The following is a 16,305-nucleotide window of genomic DNA, read 5'->3' as shown; positions in this document are numbered from 1 at the left end:
GATTACGCCAGGTCGCGCTTGGCGGCGATCTTCGACGAGAGGCTGTAGATGTCGATGAAGCCCTTGGCCGCGGCCTGGTCGAAGGTGTCGCCGGTGTCGTAGGTGGCGAGGTTGAAGTCGTACAGGGACGACTCGGAGCGCCGGCCGGTGACGACCGCGCGGCCGCCGTGCAGGGTGAGGCGGACATCGCCGTTGACGTGCTGGCTGGCCTCGTCGATGAAGCCGTCCAGGGCGCGCTTGAGCGGGGAGAACCACTGGCCGTCGTAGACCAGTTCGCCCCAGCGCTGCTCGACCTGCCGCTTGTAGCGGGCCAGTTCGCGCTCGACGGTGACGTTCTCCAGCTCCTGGTGGGCCGTGATCAGGGCGATCGCGCCCGGAGCCTCGTACACCTCACGGGACTTGATGCCGACCAGCCGGTCCTCGACCATGTCGATCCGGCCGATGCCCTGGGCGCCGGCGCGCTCGTTGAGCTGCTGGATGGCCTGCAGGACGGTGACGGGCTTGCCGTCGAGGGCGACCGGGACGCCCGCCTTGAAGGTGATGACCACCTCGTCGGCGTCACGCTGGACGGCCGGGTTCTGGGTGTACTCGTAGATGTCCTCGATCGGGGCGTTCCAGATGTCCTCCAGGAAGCCCGTCTCGACGGCGCGTCCGAAGACGTTCTGGTCGATGGAGTACGGGGACTTCTTGGTGGTCGCGATCGGGAGGTTCTTGTCCTCGCAGAACGCGATCGCCTTGTCACGGGTCATCGCGTAGTCGCGGACCGGGGCGATGCACTTGAGGTCGGGGGCGAGGGCGACGATGCCGGCCTCGAAGCGGACCTGGTCGTTGCCCTTGCCGGTGCAGCCGTGGGCGACCGTGGTGGCGCCGTGCTTGTGGGCGGCGGCGACCAGGTGCTTGACGATCGTCGGCCGGGAGAGCGCGGAGACCAGCGGGTAGCGGTCCATGTAGAGGGCGTTGGCCTTGATCGCCGGGAGGCAGTACTCCTCGGCGAACTCGTCCTTGGCGTCGGCCACTTCGGCCTCGACCGCACCGCACGCGAGGGCGCGCTTGCGGATGACGTCCAGGTCCTCGCCACCCTGGCCGACGTCGACCGCAACGGCGATGACCTCGGCGCCCGTCTCCTCGGCGATCCAGCCGATGGCGACGGAGGTGTCCAATCCGCCTGAGTAGGCGAGTACGACGCGCTCGGTCACGGGTTTCTCCTCACAGTGCATTCGCTGACATGCATGAGTATGCAGCACTCTGCATGATTCGTCAATCCGGGGTCGGGTGGATGTCCGGCGAGGCCCGGGGACGGCATGCGGGCGGGGCGCGGGCGCCGAGAATTTTGCGTCGCCTTTGAACGGCAGAAACCGCTTGCCCGTACCTCTCGCCGAACGCAGGCGCCGCGTTTGTACACACCGACCACCCCCGACCGAGTGAGGCATCCGCATGTCCAGGGCTCTTCCGAAGTACAACAAGCGCCGTGTCGCGTTCATCGGCGGTGCTGCCGCGCTGGTGCTGTCCGGCGCGGTGATCGCCGGTTCCGCGCTGGCCGGGGAGACATCCAAGAGCAACGGGAACACGGCCCGGACGCTGGCCGACCCGGGCACGATCACCTGCCCGGACGTCGCCTCGCAGCTGCCGGACGTCCCGGCCTCCGCGCAGGCCGAGGTCGACCGCAACATCGCCCTCCTCCAGACCCAGATCGACGAGGCCGACAAGCGCCTCGTCGACACCGTCGGCCAGGGCGGAGCCAACTTCGTCCAGAACGCCATCCTCGGCCCGCTGGAGGACAAGCGGATCGCCACCGTCAACCGCATCGCCACCGCCATCGGCCGCACCGCCGAGAAGCCGACCGGCCTGGACGCGCTGGCGCCCTGCACCCTGAACGCCGGGGGCGTCGACGACACCGGTGACGACACGGGCACGGGTGACGACACAGGCGCCGGTGACGAGGTCTCCGCCGCGCCCAGCGAGACGGCCTCCCCGGCGGAGGGCGCCGAGGGCGCGGGCGACGTGACCGGCGGTTCCGAGGACACCGGCGTCGGCACGATCAGCTGCCCCGACGTCGCCTCGCAGCTGCCGGACGTCCCGGCCTCCGCGCAGGCCGAGGTCGACCGCAACATCGCCCTCCTCCAGACCCAGATCGACGAGGCCGACAAGCGCCTGGTCGACACCGTCGGCCAGGGCGGAGCCAACTTCGTCCAGAACGCCATCCTCGGCCCGTTGGCGGACAAGCGGACGTCGACCATCGACCGCATCGCCATCTCCATCGGCCGCACGGCCGAGAAGCCGGCCGGACTGGACTCCCTGGCCGCCTGCACGCTCACCCAGTGACGTGACAGGCGCTGTGGCCGCCCCGAGTGAGCGCCGGCCGGGGTGGCCACGGCGGGGTCCGTGCGCGTCGAAACGGACCCGGCAATTCCTTAGACAGGCGAAGGACATGCGGCCATACTCGGCTGACGTGGGAAAGACATACGAACGCATAGACGGCAGGCTGCGCACGTTCATCGAGGCGCAGCCCCTTTCTTCACCGCGACCGCTCCCCTGTCCGGCGACGGGACGGTCAACCTCTCCCCCAAAGGCCTCAAGGGTTCCTTCGTGGTGCTCGACGAGCACACGGTGGCCTATCTGGACTTCGCCGGGTCCAACGCGGAGACGATCGCGCACCTGCGCGAGAACGGTCGGATCACGCTGATGTGGTGTGCCTTCCAGGGCCCGCCGAACATCGTGCGGGTGCACGGCCGCGGCGAACCGGTCTTCCGGGACGACCCCCGCTTCAAGGAACTCCTCACCCACTTCCCGGACATCGACCCGACCCGGCACGGACTGCGCGCGGTCATCGTCGTGAGCGCCGAACTCGTCCGGGACAGCTGCGGATACGCGGTGCCCCACATGTCGTACGACGAGGACCGCGACCTGCATCGCAAGCGGTTCGCGCGCGAGGACGACGACTCGCTGAGCGCGTACTTCACCAAGAAGGACCACATCGCCACGAGCCTGGATGGCCTACCCGGGCTGCCGTTGCCGCTGCCGCCCTCTACGGTCTGAGCCATGCGCTCAGCTCTCGCCGCCGGTTCCCTGGTCTCCGCCTCCCTCCTCGTGCTCGGCGCCGCCGCGCCCGACGCCACCGCTCCGCTGCCCGCCCGGATGGCGGACACCGGGGGCGGCAGCCAGCTGATCACCGCCGTGGCCTCCTCGACCGGGTCCACCACCGGGACGGTGACGTGGTGGGACCTGCGCAACGGGCAGTGGGTGAAGGCCGGTTCGGCCGCGGCCCGGTTCGGGGCGAAGGGGCTCGTCGAGGGCGCCTCCCGCAAGCAGAGCACCAACACCACACCCACCGGGCTGTACGACCTCCCCTTCGCCTTCGGCATCAAGGCCGCGCCGAGCGGGACGGCCTACAAGTACCGCCCGGTGCACGCGAGTTCCTGGTGGTGTGAGGACAACGCGTCGAGTTCCTACAACCGCTGGACCGAGCCACGCCCGAAGGACTGCCGTGCCACGGAGTCCGAGCAACTCGCCTCCTACACCACGCAGTACGCGTACGCGCTCGTCGTCGGCTTCAACTACCACCAGCGGGTGCGGGGTCGCGGCGCCGGGATCTTCCTCCACGTCAACGGGCGTGGGGCGACGGCCGGTTGTGTCTCCGTGCCCGTCGACGCGATGCGCAGGATCCTCACCTGGGTGCGGCCATGGAGCGAGCCGCACATCGCGATCGGCACGACGGGCGGGAGTACGGTGATCACGCGCTACTGAGTCGTAGGAGACTCCGGTTACGGCTGAACACACGAGCGTCACGGCACGTATCTCAGGGCCAAGGGACCACGCCTACCCCCTTGCCCCCGTTCCCGGAGGAAACGTGACCACCACGCTCGCAGGCGGCCGTGCCGCCCGCCGCCAGACGATGCGCCGCATCCGTCCGCGCCGCTCCCCGGCGACCGTCCTGCTGCTCGCGGTGTTCGCGGGCGCGGTCGGCGTGCTGTGGCTGTGGTGGCACAACACACCGTCGATCGCCGACAACAACAGCAAGATCCTCAACGCGGGCCGGATCACCGGCCTGCTGGCCGGCTACCTGATGGCGCTCGTCGTCCTGCAGATGGCCCGGGTGCCCGCCCTGGAACGCCGGGTGGGCTCGGACCGGGTGGCCCGCTGGCACGCGATGTCCGGCCGCTACACGGTCTGCCTGGTGCTCGCGCACGTGTTCCTCACGATGTGGGGCTACGCGCTGCAGGCCGGCAGGTCGCTCGGCGACATCGTCCAGCAGACCATCGACTCCGTGAACCAGCTGCCGGACATGGGCAAGGCCGCCATCGGCACCGGCCTGCTGTTCTTCATCGGGCTGATCTCGGTCGGCGGGATCCGCAAGCTGATCCCGTACGACACCTGGTACCACGTCCACCTGCTGACGTACGCGGCGGTCTTCCTGACCTTCTGGCACCAGATCTCCACCGGCAACGACTTCGCCGTCGAGCCGACCGCCAAGACCTTCTGGTACGTGCTGTACGGGGCGGTCACCGCGCTGGTCCTCTGGTACCGCATCCTCTCCCCGATCCGGCTCAACTTCCGCCATCGCATGCGCGTCGAGGCGGTCATCGAGGAGACGCCGGGCATCGTGTCGGTGCTCATCAGCGGGCGCAAACTGCACCGGATGGGCGCGCAGGCGGGGCAGTTCTTCCGCTGGCGGTTCCTGGCGCCGGGCATGCGGTTCTCCTCCCACCCGTACTCGCTGTCGGCGGCGCCCCGCCCCGACATGCTGCGGATCACGGTGAAGGCGATCGGCGACCACAGCACGCGGCTGCGCGAACTGACGCCCGGCACCAAGGTGTGGGCCGAGGGTCCCTACGGCGCGCTGACCGCCCAGCGCCGCAGCCGCGGCAAGGTGCTGCTGGTCGCGGGCGGGGTCGGCATCACGCCGATGCGGGCGCTGTTCGAGACGCTGCCCGGCGCGTCCGGCGACATCACGCTCCTGTACCGGGCCAACACCACCCAGGACCTGGCCCTGTGGGACGAGCTCGCCGCCATCGCCAACGACCGCGGCGCCCGCCTGATGTACGCGGTCAACAGCCCGGACGGCGAACGCCCCGACATCTCGGCGGAGCGGCTGCGGCAGAAGCTGCCGGACATCGACGACCACGACGTGTTCATGTGCGGCCCGCCCGGGTTCGCGCAGTCCGTGTACGAAGCCTTGCGCGGCGCGGGAGTGCCCGCCCGCCGCATCCATCACGAGTCGTTCGAGATGTGAGCGACGGGACTTCAGGAGCTCAGAAACCGATGAGGAAGAGTCATCCCATCCGGCGTGTCGTGCTGGCCACCGCCGCCACCGTCTCGGGCGTGGTGCTGCTGCTGTCGCTGAAGCCGGCGTCCGACCCGGGCGCCGCGGCGGCCGGCGTCGTCCCGCAGCAGACGGTGGGGGCCCAGGAGTCGCCCCAGGGCGGCGCCGCGGCCACCGGCACGGGCACCGTCGACGGGAACCCGGCCCAGACCGAGTACGGCATCGTCCAGGTACGGCTCACCGTCAGCAACGGCAAGATCACCAAGGCCGAGGCGATCCAGGCCCCCAAGGGCGGCACCAGCGACCAGAAGACCGCCCTGGCCGTCCCGAAGCTCAACCAGGAGGCCGTCGCCGCACAGAGCGCGGACATCGACTCGGTGTCGAGCGCCACGTACACGAGCGGCGGCTACAAGCAGTCCCTCCAGTCGGCCATCGACAAGATGAAGGCGGCCGGCAAGGCGCAGGGCGGCGGTACGGGGTCCTCCTCCGGCACCGGCTCCGGCTCCACGCAGGCGAAGACGGTGACGGGCGCCGTCGCGCAGACGATGTACGGCCCCGTCCAGGTCCGCATCACCGTCAGCAACGGCAAGATCACCAAGGCCGAGGCGGTGCAGGCGCCCAAGGGCGGCACCAGCGACCAGAAGACGGCGCTTGCCATCCCGAAGCTCAACCAGGAGGCCGTGGCCAAGGGCACCGCGGACATCGACTCGGTGTCGGGTGCCTCGTACACGAGCGGCGGCTACAAGCAGTCCCTGCAGTCGGCGCTGGACCAGGCCGGTGGCTGAGGCGGTGGCCGAGTCGGCAGAGGCTCCCGCCGTGGTACGTCATGCGGAGGAGGTCATGGGGACCGTCTTCTCCTTCGACGTCCGCGGTGGGGAGCCCGGTGCGGTGCGCGTGGCGCTGGAGGAGGCCGTCGCCGGACTGCACCGGGTGGACGAGGTGTTCAGCACCTACCGCGACGGCAGCCAGCTCTCCCGGCTGGCCCGCGGCGAGCTGGCACTTGAGGAGTGCGACCCCGAGGTCGCCGAGGTCCTCGAACTGGGCGCCCAGGCCGAGCGGTTGAGCGACGGCTGGTTCAGCACGAGGTATCAGGGCCAGCTCGACCCCACCGGCATCGTCAAGGGCTGGTCCGCCGAACGCGCGGCCCGCCTGCTACGAGCGGCCGGCGCGACGGGCGTAAGCGTCAACGGCGGCGGCGACGTCCAACTCCTGGGCGTCCCCGGCCCCCAACGCCCTTGGCGCGTAGGCGTGTCGGACCCGATCCGCCCGGGCGGCCTGGCAGCGGTCATCTCAGCCGCCGGCAAGGACGAACTGGCCGTGGCGACCTCCGGCACATCAGAACGCGGCACCCACATCGTGGACCCCAGCACGGGCCGCTCGGCCATCACCGACCTGGTGGCCGTAACGGTGGTGGCCCCCCAACTGACCTGGGCGGACTGCTGGGCAACAGCAGCTTTCGCAATGGGCTCAAGACAGGGCTTGCGTTGGCTGGAGTCATTGCCGGACGTAGAGGCCCTGCTCATAACGGCAGGCGACGAGGTCAGATGCACAGGCGGCCTGGCGTCCCGACTGGGGTAACCCCTCAGTGGCCGTTCTGAGCCAACCTCAGCAAATGCTCCGCGAGCGCCTGACCCCCCGTGGCCTCCCGGCTGATCAACAGCAGCGTGTCATCGCCGGCGATAGTCCCGAGAATGTCATGCAGCTCGGCTTGATCAATCGCCGAGGCCAAGAACTGCGCAGCACCAGGCGGCGTCCGCAGAACCACAAGATTCGCCGAAGCCTCCGCGGAGATCAGCAGCTCGGAAGAGAGCCGCCGCATCCGCTCTTCCTTGGCCGACTCCCCCAACGGCGCCCGAGGAGTCCGAAAACCCCCCTCACTGGGCACCGCGTAGATGAGATCCCCCTCGGCATTACGGATCTTCACCGCGTTCAACTCGTCGAGGTCCCGGGACAACGTCGCCTGAGTAACCGTCAGCCCGTCGTCCGCCAGCAACTTGGCCAGCTGACTCTGCGACCGCACCGCCTGCCGATTGAGGATGTCCACGATCCGCCGATGCCGCGCGGTCCGCGTCTGCGGCACGGCGGGCCCGGCATGCTGTACGTCGTCGTCCTGCGCCTGGCTCATCGTCGTCGTCTCATTCCCGGATCATCCATCCCCGTATGCCTCGTCAAGGACGCCGGGCAGCGCAGCGATCAACGCGTCCACCTCGTCGTCGCGAAGATTCAGCGGTGGCATCAGCCGTACGACGTCGGGGGCGGGCGCGTTCACCAGGAAACCGGCCTCCTGAGCCGCCTGCTGCACCTTGGGCGCGAGCGGCTCGGTGAGCACGATACCCAGGAGGAGGCCCGCGCCCCGGACATGGTCGATCACGGGGTGGCCGAGTGACTCGATTCCGTCCCGCAACTTCTCGCTCTGCCGCTTGACGTTCTCCAGCAACCCCTCGTTCTCGATGGTGTCGAGGACGGCGAGTCCGGCGGCGCAGGCGACGGGGTTGCCGCCGAAGGTCGTGCCGTGGTGGCCCGGCTGGAGCAACTCCGCGGCGCGTCCGAAGGCGACGGTGGCGCCGAGCGGCAGCCCGCCGCCGAGCCCCTTGGCAAGAGTCACGATGTCGGGCAGCACGCCGTCGTGGGCCTGGTACTCGAACCAGTGACCGGTACGCCCGACGCCGGTCTGCACCTCGTCGAGGACCAGCAGCGAGCCGGTGGCCGCGGTGATCGCCCGCGCCGCCTTGAGATAGCCGGCCGGCGGCACCACCGCGCCGTTCTCGCCCTGGACCGGCTCGATGACCACGAGCGCGGTCTCCTCGGTCACCGCGGCGGCCAGCGCCTGCGCGTCGCCGTAGGGAACATGGGTGACATCGCCGGGCAGCGGCAGGAAGGGCTCCCGCTTGCCGGGCTGGCCGGTGAGCGCGAGGGCGCCCATGGTGCGGCCGTGGAAGCCGCCCTCGGTGGCGACCATGTGCGGCCGGCCGGTCAGCCGGCCGATCTTGAAGGCGCCCTCGTTGGCCTCGGCGCCCGAGTTGCAGAAGTAGACCTTGCCGTCCCGGCCGAACAGCTGGAGGAGCCGTTCGGCGAGGACGACGGGCGGTTCGGCGATGAAGAGGTTGGAGACATGGCCCAGCGAGGCGATCTGCTTGCTGACGGCCTCGACGATCGCCGGGTGGGCGTGGCCGAGCGCGTTGACCGCGATGCCGCCGACGAAGTCGACGTACTCCTTGCCGTCGGCGTCCCACAGCTTGGCGCCCGCGCCGCGCACGAGGGGCAGCCGCGGGGTGCCGTAGTTGTTCATGAGCGAGCCCTGCCACCGCTCGGTCAACTCATCGTTGGCGGTCATTCGGCGTCCCCCTCCTGCTCATCGGCCACGACCATCGTGCCGATGCCCTCGTCGGTGAAGATCTCCAGCAGGATCGAGTGCTGGACCCGGCCGTCGATGACGCGGGCGGTGGTGACTCCGCCGCGCACGGCGTGCAGACAGCCCTCCATCTTCGGCACCATGCCGGAGCTCAAATCCGGCAGCAGCTTCTCCAGTTGGGAAGCGGTGAGGCGGCTGATCACCTCGTCGGAGTGCGGCCAGTCCTCGTAGAGGCCCTCGACGTCGGTGAGGACCATGAGGGTTTCGGCGCCCAGTGCCGCAGCGAGTGCCGCAGCCGCCGTATCAGCATTGACGTTGTAGACATGTCCGTCGTCCTGGCTACGGGCGATCGACGAGACGACCGGGATACGGCCGTCGGCGAGCAGTGCCTCGATCGCGCCCGTGTCGATCGCGGTGATCTCGCCCACCCGCCCGATGTCGACCAACTCGCCGTCGATCTCGGGCCGGTGCTTGGTGGCGGTGATGGTGTGCGCGTCCTCGCCGGTCAACCCCACGGCCAGCGGCCCGTGTTGGTTGAGCAGCCCGACCAGTTCGCGCTGGACCTGGCCGGCGAGCACCATCCGTACGACGTCCATGGCGTCCTCGGTGGTGACGCGCAGGCCGGCCTTGAACTCGCTGACGATGCCGTGCTTGTCGAGGGCGGCGCTGATCTGCGGGCCGCCGCCGTGCACGACGACCGGCTTGAGGCCGGCGTGATGCAGGAACACGACGTCCTGGGCGAACGCGGCCTTCAGGTCCTCGTCGATCATGGCGTTGCCGCCGAACTTGATGACGACCGTCTTGCCGTTGTGCCGGACCAGCCAGGGCAGCGCCTCGATGAGGATCTGGGCCTTGGGGAGGGCGGTGTGCTTACGCGTAGTGCTCATGAGGAGTAGGCGCTGTTCTCGTGGACGTAGTCGGCGGTGAGGTCGTTGGTCCAGATGGTGGCCGTCTCGGAGCCGGCGGCGAGGTCGGCGACGATGTGCACCTCGCGGTAGCGCATGTCGACCTTCTCGCGGTCCTCGCCGACACCGCCGTTCTTGCAGACCCAGACGCCGTTGATCGCGACGTTGAGCCGGTCGGGCTCGAAGGCGGCCCGCGTCGTGCCGATCGCGGACAACACCCGCCCCCAGTTGGGGTCTTCGCCGTGGATCGCGCACTTGAGGAGGTTGTTGCGGGCGATGGAGCGGCCCACCTCGACGGCGTCGTCCTCGCTCGCCGCGTTGACCACCTCGACCTTGATGTCCTTGCTGGCGCCCTCGGCGTCGCGGATGAGCTGCTGGCCGAGGTCGTCACAGACGGCACGGACGGCTTCCGCGAACTCGGCGTGTTCCGGGGTGACTTGGGAGGCGCCGGAGGCGAGCAGCAGCACGGTGTCGTTGGTGGACATGCAGCCGTCGGAGTCGACCCGGTCGAAGGTGGTGCGCGTGGCGGCCCGAAGTGCCTTGTCCAGTACGTCACTTTCGACGTCGGCGTCGGTGGTGAGGACGACGAGCATGGTGGCGAGGCCGGGGGCGAGCATGCCGGCGCCCTTGGCCATGCCGCCGACGGTCCAGCCGCCCTTGCCGTCCTCGCCGCCCTTCGTCACGACGGCCGTCTTGTGGACGGAGTCGGTGGTCTTGATGGCGATGGCGGCCTTCTCGCCCCCGTGCGGGGAGAGTTGACCGGCGGCGGTCCCGACTCCCGGAAGCAGCTTGTCCATCGGGAGCAGCAGCCCGATGAGTCCGGTGGAGGCGACGGCGACCTCGGCGGCGTTGAGTCCGAGCGTGTCCGCGACCCTCTCGGCGGTGGCGTGCGTGTCCTGGAAGCCCTTCGGCCCCGTACAGGCGTTGGCGCCACCGGAGTTGAGGACGACGGCGGAGACCTTGCCGCCCTTGAGGACCTGCTCGGACCAGAGCACCGGCGCGGCTTTGACGCGGTTGGAGGTGAAGACGCCCGCGGCGGCGAGCCGGGGCCCGTTGTTGACCACGAGGGCCAGGTCGGGGTTGCCGTTCTCCTTGATCCCGGCGGCGATGCCCGCGGCCGTGAATCCCTGTGCTGCCGTCACACTCACGGCGCGACTCCGATCGTGGTCAGCCCGGTGGACTCGTCGAGCCCGAGGGCGAGGTTCATGCTCTGCAGGGCACCTCCCGCGGTGCCCTTGGTCAGGTTGTCGATGGCGCTGATCGCGATGATCCGTCCCACGGCCTCGTCGTACGCGACCTGCACCTGAACGGCGTTGGAACCGTAGACGGACGCCGTGGCGGGCCACTGCCCCTCGGGGAGCAGATGGACGAAGGGCTCGTCGGCGAAGGCCTTCTCGTAGGCGGCGCGGACGGCCTCGGCGGTGACGCCGGGCCTCGCCTTCGCGGTGCAGGTGGCGAGGATGCCGCGGGGCATCGGCGCGAGGGTCGGCGTGAAGGAGACGGCGACCGGCTCGCCCGCCACCGCGCCGAGGTTCTGGATGATCTCGGGGGTGTGCCGGTGTCCGCCCCCGACGCCGTACGGCGACATGGACCCCATGACCTCGCTGCCCAGCAGATGCGGCTTGGCCGCCTTGCCGGCGCCGGACGTGCCGGAGGCGGCGACGATCACGGCCTCGTTCTCGGCGAGCCCCGCGGCGTAGGCCGGGAAGAGGGCGAGGGAGGCGGCGGTCGGATAGCAACCGGGCACCGCGATGCGCTTGGACCCCTCCAACGCGGCGCGTGCGCCCGGCAGTTCGGGCAGGCCGTACGGCCAGGTGCCGGCGTGCGCGGAGCCGTAGAACTTCTCCCAGTCGGCCGTGTCCTTCAGCCGGAAGTCGGCGCCCATGTCGACCACGAGCACGTCGGGGCCGAGCTGTTCGGCGACGGCGGCGGACTGGCCGTGGGGCAGGGCGAGGAAGACGACGTCGTGGCCGGCGAGGACTTCGGGGGTGGTCTCCTGGAGCACCCGGTCGGCCAGCGGCAGCAGATGCGGTTGGAGCGCGCCGAGTCTCTGTCCGGCGTTGGAGTTGCCGGTCAGGGCGCCGATCTCGACCTCGGGGTGCGCGAGGAGCAGTCGCAGGAGCTCGCCGCCCGCGTATCCGCTCGCCCCGGCCACCGCCGCACGTACCGCCATGTCATCCTCCTCCTGGATGGCATGACTATACGTTTCTATGCACGTTTATGCAATCCCGTCGGTCTCCGCCTTCGGCAGCATGATCCGCCGCGAGACCACGAACGTCACCGGGATCGCCGCCAGCGAGGCGAGCAGCGGGGCGTAGCGGCTGTCGAGGTGCAGCAGGTCGACCAGCACGTAGACGCCCGCCGTCGTGACCACGAAATTGGCCGCGTTGGTGAGCGGGAAGAGCAGGAATTTCCGCCAGGTCGGACGGGTCCGATATGTGAAGTGCGCGTTCAGGAAAAAGGATCCGGTCATGCTGATGGCCGTCGCGAGAATATGGGCCACCAGATAGGGGAAACGGGTGAGGAACACCAGGTACGGGCCGTAGTAGGTGCCCGTGTTCACCACCCCGATCACGGCGAAGACGATCATCTGCCGCGACAGCAGACCTCGCGGTCCAGGAGAACTCGACGGCGAGGGACTCGGCTTCAGGGAGCTCTCCATCAGGGAATGAGGTCCTTCGTCCTGCCGTCCGTGGGGCAGTCCGCTTTCCGCTCCACGTTGCTCGCCTTCACCAGGAAGTGCGGGCGCCCCTTCACCTCGTAGTAGATCCGGCCGGTGTACTCGCCTATCACGCCCAGCATGATCATCTGGACCCCCGCGACGCCGGTGACGGCGGTGATGATCGTGACATAGCCGGGGGTCTGGACGCCATGGACGAGCGCGGCGATCACGATCCACCCGGTGTAGAGGCCGGCGCAGAGCAGCAGGCCCATGCCGAGGTAGAGGGCGGCGCGCAGCGGGCGGTTGTTGAAGGAGAGGAGCCCGTCGAGGCCGTAGTTGAGCAGGCCCTTGAAGGACCAGGAGGTGCGGCCGGCCTCGCGGGCCGCGTTCTCGTACTCGAAGGTCGTGGCGGGGAAGCCGACCCAGGCGAACAGGCCCTTGGAGAAGCGGTTGTACTCGGTGAGGTCCAGGACCGCGTCCACCACCCGGCGCGACATCAGCCGGAAGTCGCCGACGCCGTCGACGAGTTCCACGTCCATGAGCCGGTTGACGAACCGGTAGTAGAGGCGCGCGGTGAGGGTGCGGACCATGCCGTCGCCGGTCCGGGTGCGGCGGGCGATGACCTGGTCGTAGCCCTCGGCGCGCAGCTCCACCATGCGCTTGATCAGCTCCGGCGGGTGCTGGAGGTCCGCGTCCATGACGACGACACAGTCGCCGGAGGCGTTGCGCAGACCGGCCAACAGCGCCGCCTCCTTGCCGAAGTTGCGGCTGAAGGAGACGTACCGCACGCGCTTGTCGAGCCCGGCGAGCCGCTCCAGGACCATGAGCGTGCGGTCGCGGCTGCCGTCGTCTATGTACACGAACTCCATGTCGTGGCCGAGCGGAAGGAGCTCCTCCGCGACCTTCTGGATCTGGTCGTGGAAGCGCTCTATGACGTCTTCCTCGTCGTAACACGGTGCGACGATCGAGATCAGCATGGACTTTCCCCCCTGGGAAACGGTCGCCGAGCGCGGGTCACGCGCTCGCCCGGTCGAGGTGTCTGGTGGTCGTGGGCGACGGGGCCGGCGGCCGGGCGGCCCGTCGGCGGCGGACGGCGCCGAGGACGCCGAGCAGGATCAGGGTGAGCAGCGAAGCGCCTGCGACCGCGGTGCCAAGACGCAGCCCCGGCGGGTGGAAGGTGCAGGTCAGAGAAGTCGAGGAACCGTCGAGGGGTACGGCGATCAGACCGTGGTACGCCTTGGCCGGTACGGCGGAGTCGTCGCCGGCCGCGCACCGCCAGCCCGCGATGCGGGGAGCCGCCACGACGGCGGTTCCGGTGCTGCCCGCCGGGAGTTGGGCCTTGATCGTGCCGTCGTCGACGCTCACCTCGGTGGCGCCGGTGGCCTTGAGGTGCTCGACCGAGGTGTGCAGCCGGGCGGTGTCCAGACAGCCGACCGCGCCCTCGGGGACGCGGCTCGCCCGGCTGGGGGTGAGGTCGATCCGCAGGCGCCCGGAAGCCGGGGCCGTGCCGAGCGGCTCCATCGCGGCGATCTTGGTGCCGAGCGCGTCCGACCGGAACCGCCCGGTCGGCCCGTCGCCCAGCTGCGCGGTGCCCGCGTAGTGCGGCGCCCACAGATAGACCTGGCTGCCGGCCGGGCAACTGGCCGTGATCGTCGGGGTGTTGGTGCTGCCCTTGGCGGGCACGTCGACAAGCAGCCCGGGATGCGCGGCGTCGCCGGCGCGCGGGGGCTTGCCGCTGCTCGTGCGGACCGTGACCTCGGGGACTGTGTAGACGCGGGCGCCGAGCACGAGTTCCTGGTTGCGGTACGGGGACGCGCCGAAGCCCGCCCGCGAGGACGCGTCGGACGGTCGTACCGTGACCAGCGGCGGTACGTCCTCGCGGGTCATGCTGGGCCCGGAGCCGTCCTGCGGGAACCAGTTCTGGTGCGGGTCGGGCGGGGAGTGCACCCGGGCGCCGACGGAGAAGATCGCGTCGGTGACGGCGTTGTCCAGGCTCTGCAGGCTGCGGCCCCGGGAGGTCCAGCCGTCGCCGAACGCGGTGAGGGTGCGGCTGAGGACGTCGGCGGTGAGGCTGCTGTAGTACTGGGCGCCCTGGCCGCCGACCATGAGCGCGTCGTTACCGACGGTCTGCTCCCGGCCCGGGTCGGTGCGGTATTCGGGCCAGCCGTCCGCCCGCGCGATCAGCGAGGCCTGCTCCTCCTGACGGTCCCCCCAGGGCGCGTAGTCGTCCATGTTCCCGAGCCGCAGCCTGCTCGCCACGGCGGAGGTGGCCGCGGCCTCGCCGAACTGGCCGCCGAAGAGCAGGACGAGGGCGAGCGCGGCGAGCAGGGAGCGACTGCGGGCGGAGAGCGGGGTATGGCGCCGGGCGGCGAGCGGGTTCCGGCGCTGGGCCGCGGCACGGATCCGGTCGGCCGCCGACGGCTCCCGGTCGCCCCCGGGTGCGGTGTCGTCGATACGAGGTGAGGTGTCCGCCGGGTGCCGGTCGCCGATACCCGCCGAGCCGTCCGCGAGGCCCCGGCCCTCGGCACCGGCCGGGTCGTCCGCCGGACCCCGACTCCCAGCGGGAGCCAGTTCCTCCACCACACCCCGGCTCTCGGCTCGGATCCTGCCGTCCAGACGCCCCAACAGCGCGAGTCCGCCCACCGCTCCCACGACCGCGGGCCCCAGCACCAGCCACGTCACCGGGCGGACGAAGTCGCTGCGGCTCGCGATCGCGGTGATCAGGGTCAACAGTCCGACCGCGACAGCGAGCGCACGCCGGTCCGGTGGGCCGTAGGAGAGCGCGTGCCAGGCGGCGATCACCATCAGCGCGCAGAGCACGAAGGCCTGGCGATAGGCGCTGCCCTGCGGGGTGGCGAAGGCGTGCCAGACCAGGTGGGTCGGCTCCCACTGGAGCGACAACGCAACGGCGGCGACCAGCACCGTCCAGCCGCCGCGCACCCGGCGCGGGACCTTGCGGTGGAAGGGCAGGGCGAGGACGAGCAGCAGCGCGGTGACGCCGACGTAGAGCGCGGGGGTGCCGAAGCTGTACGTCGTCGGCAGCAGGCGGGCCAGCATGTCCTTCGTGGCCACCGGCGTGAAGTGCACGACCCGGCCCGGGTAGGCGTGCTTGGTACCGAAGTACACGACCGTCACCAGCGGGGCGGCGAGGCCGACGCCGAGGGCGACGGTCGCGGCGGCGCGCCCTGCCGTGGCGAGCTTCTGGCGCACCGGCAGTCCGGAGAGCCAGAGTTGGAGCAGCAGCACGAGGCCGGCGCCGATGGTGGCCATGTACGCGGTGTAGAAATTGGCGATCCAGCCCAGGGCCACGATCAGCACACCGAGCAGCGGGCGCCTTCGGTGCAGCGTCCACTCGCCGACCAGACAGAACAGCGGCAGGGCGACCAGTCCGTCGAGCCACATGGGGTTGTACGAGGCGACGGCCACGCTCCAGCCGCACAGGGCGTACGAGGCACCCAGCAGCGCCGCCGCCCACCAACGGCCGGGGCGCAGGGTGAGCAGCAGCCAGGCCATGACCGCGCCCGCGGCGGCCGTTTTCGACACCGTGACGACGTACACCGCGAGGTCGATCCGGTCGCGCGGGAACACCGCGACGAGCAGGGCGAACGGGCTGCTGAGGTAGGTGCCGAGGTCGGGCAGGAAGCTGGCGCCGTAGCCGGACTGCCAGTTGATGAGCAGGCCGCCGTCGGCGCGGCCGTGCAGCAGGTCCCAGAGGTGGGCGTGGAAAGGGACGTACTGGTTGCCCAGGTCGTTGACGCTGCGCGTGTTCGAGCCGAAGGGGAAGCTGCGGGCGACGGCGTCCGCGGCGCAGAACACGGCGACCGTGAGCAGCGCGGCGAGCAGGGCCGCGCGCTGCCTGGGCCGGGCCGGAAAGATGGTCCGTTTCACACTCTGTTCCTGTCCGGACGTGGCCGTGCGTTCCTGTGCGGAGTGGCACAGAAAAAGGCTGTAGACAGGGTTGAGCGATCCATCTGCGTTGCCCCCGCACGTCATTGATTCGCCGACTTAGACGGTCGGAGTTTCCGTTCGGTTGTTCCACCGGTGAAAAGTGGTGGAGTGAATTCTGGGAGCTGTCACGGTCTTACCGAAGAGGAAGTGAACATTCGGCAAATAAAAAACTGCCTCT

General features: G+C 70.0%; 14 protein-coding genes and 1 pseudogene. 6 read left to right on the top strand and 9 right to left on the bottom strand.

What is annotated here, in order from left to right; all coding sequences use genetic code 11:
* Positions 1-2: 2 nt before the first annotated feature.
* Positions 3-1,196, bottom strand: a complete 1,194-nt coding sequence (locus tag M2283_RS21640; protein ID WP_280877967.1) for an argininosuccinate synthase — start codon at positions 1,194-1,196, stop codon at positions 3-5.
* 238 nt (positions 1,197-1,434) lie between these two features.
* Between M2283_RS21640 and M2283_RS21635 the strand changes: the two genes are divergently transcribed.
* The 6 genes and pseudogenes from M2283_RS21635 to M2283_RS21610 all read left to right on the top strand — a co-directional run bounded on the left by M2283_RS21635 (position 1,435) and on the right by M2283_RS21610 (position 6,838).
* The gene (locus tag M2283_RS21635; RefSeq protein WP_280877966.1) at positions 1,435-2,322 is read left to right on the top strand and encodes a hypothetical protein; all 888 of its coding nucleotides are present in this window, start codon (positions 1,435-1,437) and stop codon (positions 2,320-2,322) included.
* Positions 2,323-2,449: 127 nt separating this feature from the next.
* Positions 2,450-3,036: pseudogene (locus tag M2283_RS21630) on the top strand (pyridoxamine 5'-phosphate oxidase family protein).
* A gap of 3 nt (positions 3,037-3,039) precedes the next feature.
* Positions 3,040-3,744: a L,D-transpeptidase family protein gene (locus M2283_RS21625; RefSeq protein ID WP_280877965.1), complete on the top strand. Its 705-nt coding sequence runs from the start codon at positions 3,040-3,042 to the stop codon at positions 3,742-3,744.
* 103 nt (positions 3,745-3,847) lie between these two features.
* A complete protein-coding gene (locus tag M2283_RS21620) occupies positions 3,848-5,230 on the top strand; it encodes a ferredoxin reductase family protein (protein WP_280877964.1) in 1,383 nt (460 codons plus the stop codon).
* A 29-nt stretch (positions 5,231-5,259) separates the two neighbouring features.
* The gene (locus M2283_RS21615) at positions 5,260-6,045 is read left to right on the top strand and encodes an FMN-binding protein (protein WP_280877963.1); all 786 of its coding nucleotides are present in this window, start codon (positions 5,260-5,262) and stop codon (positions 6,043-6,045) included.
* 55 nt (positions 6,046-6,100) lie between these two features.
* The gene (locus tag M2283_RS21610) at positions 6,101-6,838 is read left to right on the top strand and encodes an FAD:protein FMN transferase (protein WP_432423109.1); all 738 of its coding nucleotides are present in this window, start codon (positions 6,101-6,103) and stop codon (positions 6,836-6,838) included.
* A gap of 4 nt (positions 6,839-6,842) precedes the next feature.
* On the opposite strand, the gene M2283_RS21605 is transcribed toward M2283_RS21610, so the two are convergent.
* From M2283_RS21605 to M2283_RS21570, 8 genes are all read right to left on the bottom strand, one after another.
* Positions 6,843-7,385, bottom strand: coding sequence for an arginine repressor (locus M2283_RS21605; RefSeq protein WP_280877961.1), 543 nt, complete (start codon positions 7,383-7,385; stop codon positions 6,843-6,845).
* A 21-nt stretch (positions 7,386-7,406) separates the two neighbouring features.
* Complete coding sequence (locus M2283_RS21600; RefSeq protein WP_280877960.1) at positions 7,407-8,594, bottom strand: acetylornithine transaminase; 1,188 nt, start codon at positions 8,592-8,594, stop codon at positions 7,407-7,409.
* On the bottom strand, positions 8,591-9,499 hold the full coding sequence (argB, locus tag M2283_RS21595; protein WP_280877959.1) for an acetylglutamate kinase: 909 nt from the start codon (positions 9,497-9,499) through the stop codon (positions 8,591-8,593). Before argB ends, M2283_RS21600 begins: the two co-directional genes overlap by 4 nt.
* On the bottom strand, positions 9,496-10,665 hold the full coding sequence (argJ, locus tag M2283_RS21590) for a bifunctional glutamate N-acetyltransferase/amino-acid acetyltransferase ArgJ (RefSeq protein WP_280877958.1): 1,170 nt from the start codon (positions 10,663-10,665) through the stop codon (positions 9,496-9,498). Before argJ ends, argB begins: the two co-directional genes overlap by 4 nt.
* Positions 10,662-11,690 carry an N-acetyl-gamma-glutamyl-phosphate reductase gene (gene argC, locus M2283_RS21585; RefSeq protein WP_280877957.1) on the bottom strand — a complete coding sequence of 343 codons (1,029 nt, stop codon included), beginning with the start codon at positions 11,688-11,690 and terminating at the stop codon, positions 10,662-10,664. The genes argJ and argC overlap by 4 nt, the downstream gene beginning before the upstream one ends.
* 45 nt (positions 11,691-11,735) lie before the next feature.
* Positions 11,736-12,107, bottom strand: a complete 372-nt coding sequence (locus M2283_RS21580) for a GtrA family protein (RefSeq protein ID WP_280877956.1) — start codon at positions 12,105-12,107, stop codon at positions 11,736-11,738.
* Positions 12,108-12,178: 71 nt separating this feature from the next.
* The gene (locus M2283_RS21575; RefSeq protein WP_280877955.1) at positions 12,179-13,156 is read right to left on the bottom strand and encodes a glycosyltransferase family 2 protein; all 978 of its coding nucleotides are present in this window, start codon (positions 13,154-13,156) and stop codon (positions 12,179-12,181) included.
* Between the two features lie 37 nt (positions 13,157-13,193).
* Positions 13,194-16,067: a YfhO family protein gene (locus M2283_RS21570; RefSeq protein WP_280877954.1), complete on the bottom strand. Its 2,874-nt coding sequence runs from the start codon at positions 16,065-16,067 to the stop codon at positions 13,194-13,196.
* Positions 16,068-16,305: the final 238 nt, after the last annotated feature.

The sequence above is a fragment of the Streptomyces pseudovenezuelae genome, from assembly GCF_029892565.1.
Taxonomy (GTDB): Bacteria; Actinomycetota; Actinomycetes; order Streptomycetales; family Streptomycetaceae; genus Streptomyces; species Streptomyces pseudovenezuelae_A.
Note: the sequence above shows the minus strand (reverse complement) of the source record. Positions and strands in the feature narration are given on the sequence as shown.

What these genes read in the sequence shown, in the direction of transcription:
- M2283_RS21635 (WP_280877966.1), top strand. Translation starts at nt 1,435, where the DNA reads ATGTCCAGGGCTCTTCCGAAGTACAACAAGCGCCGTGTCGCGTTCATC.
- M2283_RS21580 (WP_280877956.1), bottom strand. Translation starts at nt 12,107, where the DNA reads ATGATCGTCTTCGCCGTGATCGGGGTGGTGAACACGGGCACCTACTAC.
- argC (WP_280877957.1), bottom strand. Translation starts at nt 11,690, where the DNA reads ATGGCGGTACGTGCGGCGGTGGCCGGGGCGAGCGGATACGCGGGCGGC.
- M2283_RS21575 (WP_280877955.1), bottom strand. Translation starts at nt 13,156, where the DNA reads ATGCTGATCTCGATCGTCGCACCGTGTTACGACGAGGAAGACGTCATA.
- argB (WP_280877959.1), bottom strand. Translation starts at nt 9,499, where the DNA reads ATGAGCACTACGCGTAAGCACACCGCCCTCCCCAAGGCCCAGATCCTC.
- M2283_RS21615 (WP_280877963.1), top strand. Translation starts at nt 5,260, where the DNA reads ATGAGGAAGAGTCATCCCATCCGGCGTGTCGTGCTGGCCACCGCCGCC.
- M2283_RS21605 (WP_280877961.1), bottom strand. Translation starts at nt 7,385, where the DNA reads ATGAGCCAGGCGCAGGACGACGACGTACAGCATGCCGGGCCCGCCGTG.
- M2283_RS21610 (WP_432423109.1), top strand. Translation starts at nt 6,101, where the DNA reads ATGGGGACCGTCTTCTCCTTCGACGTCCGCGGTGGGGAGCCCGGTGCG.
- M2283_RS21600 (WP_280877960.1), bottom strand. Translation starts at nt 8,594, where the DNA reads ATGACCGCCAACGATGAGTTGACCGAGCGGTGGCAGGGCTCGCTCATG.
- M2283_RS21625 (WP_280877965.1), top strand. Translation starts at nt 3,040, where the DNA reads ATGCGCTCAGCTCTCGCCGCCGGTTCCCTGGTCTCCGCCTCCCTCCTC.